This window comes from Mesorhizobium sp. M7A.F.Ca.CA.002.15.2.1, assembly GCF_003998715.1.
GTDB lineage: Bacteria > Pseudomonadota > Alphaproteobacteria > Rhizobiales > Rhizobiaceae > Mesorhizobium > Mesorhizobium ciceri.
In genome coordinates this window covers 1-3,813 of the sequence record NZ_RZPI01000559.1, presented here as the reverse complement: position 1 = coordinate 3,813, position 3,813 = coordinate 1, and the positions used below count along the sequence as shown (strand labels likewise).

Here is a 3,813-nt window from a genome sequence, read left to right as displayed (position 1 = left end):
GCGCTATTCCGCCGATGTCATTGCCGGAAGCTGATCGAGGCTTTGTCCCAACTGGTGCCTTTTTCGACGTCCGGTGAACTGGCGGGGGCGAAATGGCCGGGATTGCGATCAAGTCTTGAACCGATTTGCGGAATGATGCACATCGCGGCTGCATGACCCGAACCATCACTGGCACTCATCCGCTCGATCACCTGGTGCTGCCAACGCAGAGCCTTGAGGTGGCGCGAGCCCGGCTCGCCGCGCTTGGCTTCGTCGTGGCCCCGACCGGCATCCATCCCTTCGGAACGGAAAACTGCTGTGTTTTCCTGGCCGACGGCACGTATCTCGAACCGCTGGCGGTCGGCGACGAGCAGGTGGCGGCAAAGGCTATCGCGGACGGCAATGTCTTCGTCACGCGTGATCGCGCCTATCGCGACAGCAACGGCGACGAGGGGTTTTCCGCCATTGTTCTAGGTACGGGCAATGCCGATGCCGACCATGCACGCTATGTCGATGCCGGCATCTCGGCGGGAGACATGCTGGGTTTTTCGCGCGCTTTCACCGACCCGGCCGGCAAGAGCGACATCGCATCGTTCAAGCTCGCTTTCGCGGCCGGAGCCAAAGCCACGGACGCCTTCCTGTTTGCCTGCGAGCGGGTCAACGCGCCTGATGTCGACCGCGCGGCTTTGCAGGCCCACGCCAACGGCGCGACCGGAATTGTCGAGATCTTGGCGGTCAGCGATGCGCCTGGAAAGCAGCATGAGTTGATTTCTATCTCGGTGGATAATCCGGCCGCCGAAAGGCAGGGCGGCATGTTTTCCCTGCCGAATGCAGATTTGAGCGTGCTTGACCGCGCGGCTTTCACCGCGCGCTTTGGCCTGCCGGCCGGCGCGCCGACAGATCTACGCTTCGCAGCGGTGGTCTTTTCGGTTCGGAACGCCAATGTGACATCGAGGCTGCTTGCGGCCAATTCCATCCAACACGATATAGCGGGCAATGATATTGTCGTGCAGCCTGCACCCGGACAGGGCGCGGCTTTCATCTTCCGGGAGACCAAATGAACAAGCCCGTCGCGCCCAATTCAGCGGTAATTGTCGGCAATGTCGTCTTCGACAACAAGGCGGCTCTGTCGCTGATCGCCGGCCCGTGCCAGTTCGAGTCGCGTCAGCACGCTTTCGACATGGCCGGCGCGCTGAAGGAACTGACCGGCAGGCTCGGAATAGGCCTCGTCTACAAGACCAGCTACGACAAGGCCAACCGCACCTCGCTGTCGGCGACGCGCGGCGCCGGCATGGACGCGGCACTTCCCGTCTTCGACGAACTGCGCAAGGAATTTTCGCTCCCGGTGCTGACCGATGTCCACACCGAGGAGCAGTGCGCCATCGTGGCGCCGCATGTCGATGTCCTGCAGATTCCGGCTTTCCTGTCGCGCCAGACCGACATGCTGGTCGCCGCGGCGAAAACCGGCAAGGTCATCAACGTGAAGAAGGGACAGTTCCTTGCCCCCTGGGACATGAAGAACGTCGTCGCCAAGATCACCGGATCCGGCAATGCCAATGTGCTGACCACCGAGCGCGGTGCTTCTTTCGGCTACAACACGCTGGTCTCCGACATGCGCGCTTTGCCTGTCATGGCAGAGATCGGCGCGCCGGTGATCTTCGATGCGACCCATTCGGTGCAGCAGCCGGGCGGGCAGGGCGGTTCCTCGGGCGGTGAACGTCGTTTTGTCGAGACGCTGGCGCGCGCGGCCGTCGCTGTCGGCGTTGCCGGCGTCTTCATCGAGACCCATCAGGATCCTGGCAACTCGACCTCTTCCGACGGCCCCAACATGCTGCCGTTGAAGGACATGCCCGCTCTACTCGAGCGGCTGATGGCATTCGACCGCATCGCCAAGGGTCTCTAGGCCGGACAATATCCTCTGTCGACCGCCGATGCTTGTGGACGGCGCAAGCCGCCTGTACGCTCTACCGGCAAATGAGCGTTTTGGCAGGAGGAAGCCATGTCTGTCGCCCGCGTCACCGAAATCACATCGTCGTCGAAGAAGAGCTTTCAGGACGCCATCGAACAGGGAATTGCGCGCGCATCCAAAACGCTGAAGAACGTCGAGGGCGCCTGGATCCAGGACCAGAAGATCGTCGTCCAGGACGGCAAGATCGTTGCTTATCGCGTCAACATGAAGGTTACCTTCATCCTCGCGGAGTGATCGGTCGACGCCGAAAAAGTCGGGAACCTTCGCCCGCGCCCCTCATTGTCCAATTATGGTTCGAAACCACAATGAGGAGCACAATCATGGCAACCCAGACTGGCCACACCCAAGCCATTGCCGCTTCGCGGGTCATCGGCACATCGGTCTACAACACCGAAGGCACAAGCATCGGCAGCATAGAGGATGTGATGCTCGACAAGATGACGAACGGGATCATGTTCGCGGTCATCGGTTTTGGCGGCTTCCTTGGCATCGGCGAGAAATATCACGCCATTCCCTGGGCAAGCCTCGACTATGATGAGGACAAGGGCGGTTATGTCGTGCCGTTTTCCAAGGAACAACTCATGGCGGCACCGGCCTATTCGATCAACGAACTGACCGGTGCCGATGGCGAGGCGGCGCGCGACGAATCCTACAATTATTACAAGGTCACGCCTTACTGGCATTAACAACAACGACAAAGCGGCCCCGTCGAGAGAGACGGGGCCGCTTTGGATTCCGGCTTATTCGCTGACGTGTAAGGGGGCCATCGCCTTCGGCGGCGACTGCTGATTGTCGCATGACGTCAGGAATGCCGCCGCGATCAGAAACAGACTCACGATACCGCTCAACTGAGACATGGCGAAACTCCTCCTGTTTCGCCCCGCGCGCTGCACCTTAACCGGAAGTCAGCCGACCGTACATGACTTATGATGACAGCGATTTGCGCTTCGTGAATCGTTCGGACGCTGTTGCCGCGGCAACAATTGCCAGCGGGCCGATTGCCTTTTGCAGCACTTTGGCTAAGACGTGCGGCATTCTTCAGATCAATCGAGGACATCGCAAATGACCGCCATCGTCGACATTGTCGGGCGTGAAATCCTGGACAGCCGTGGAAATCCGACCGTCGAGGTCGATGTCATTCTCGAAGACGGCTCGATGGGCCGCGCGGCGGTGCCGTCGGGTGCTTCGACCGGTGCCCACGAGGCCGTCGAACTGCGCGACGGCGGCGCCCGCTATCTCGGCAAAGGCGTGCTCAAAGCCGTCGAGGCGGTGAACGGCGAGCTGTTCGAGGCCATCGGCGGCATGGAAGCCGAAAACCAGATTCATATCGACCAGACCATGATCGAGCTCGACGGCACGCCCAACAAGAGCCGGCTTGGCGCCAACGCCATTCTCGGCGTTTCGCTGGCGGTGGCCAAGGCGGCCGCTGATGCCGCCGGCCTGCCGCTCTACCGTTATGTCGGAGGCACCAAGGCGCATCTCCTGCCGGTACCGATGATGAACATCATCAATGGCGGCGCGCATGCCGACAACCCGATCGATTTCCAGGAATTCATGATCCTGCCGATCGGCGCGCCGACGCTGCGCGAAGGTGTCCGCTGGGGTTCGGAAATCTTCCATACGCTGCGCAAGAAACTGAAGGATGCCGGCCACAACACCAATGTCGGCGACGAGGGCGGCTTTGCCCCGAACCTGAAAAGCGCTCCGGTGGCGCTCGATTTCATCATGGAATCGATCGAGCAGGCCGGCTTCAAGCCGGGCGACGAGATCGCGCTCGGCCTCGATTGCGCCGCGACCGAGTTCTTCAAGGACGGCAACTACGTCTATGAAGGCGAGAAAAAGACGCGCGATCCCAAGGCCCAGGC

General features: G+C 61.0%; 5 protein-coding genes. All 5 read left to right on the top strand.

Annotated elements, in window-relative coordinates:
• Positions 1–152 precede the first annotated feature (152 nt).
• Positions 153–1,040: a VOC family protein gene (locus ENZ74_RS24990; protein WP_063168053.1), complete on the top strand. Its 888-nt coding sequence runs from the start codon at positions 153–155 to the stop codon at positions 1,038–1,040.
• Positions 1,037–1,882, top strand: coding sequence for a 3-deoxy-8-phosphooctulonate synthase (gene kdsA, locus ENZ74_RS24985; protein ID WP_063168052.1), 846 nt, complete (start codon positions 1,037–1,039; stop codon positions 1,880–1,882). Before ENZ74_RS24990 ends, kdsA begins: the two co-directional genes overlap by 4 nt.
• A gap of 96 nt (positions 1,883–1,978) precedes the next feature.
• The gene (locus ENZ74_RS24980; protein WP_013531476.1) at positions 1,979–2,182 is read left to right on the top strand and encodes a dodecin family protein; all 204 of its coding nucleotides are present in this window, start codon (positions 1,979–1,981) and stop codon (positions 2,180–2,182) included.
• An 86-nt stretch (positions 2,183–2,268) separates the two neighbouring features.
• Positions 2,269–2,634, top strand: coding sequence for a PRC-barrel domain-containing protein (locus ENZ74_RS24975; RefSeq protein WP_024505095.1), 366 nt, complete (start codon positions 2,269–2,271; stop codon positions 2,632–2,634).
• A gap of 376 nt (positions 2,635–3,010) precedes the next feature.
• Positions 3,011–3,813 (top strand): phosphopyruvate hydratase (locus tag ENZ74_RS24965; RefSeq protein ID WP_127313055.1); only part of this gene is annotated, 803 nt, incomplete at its 3' end.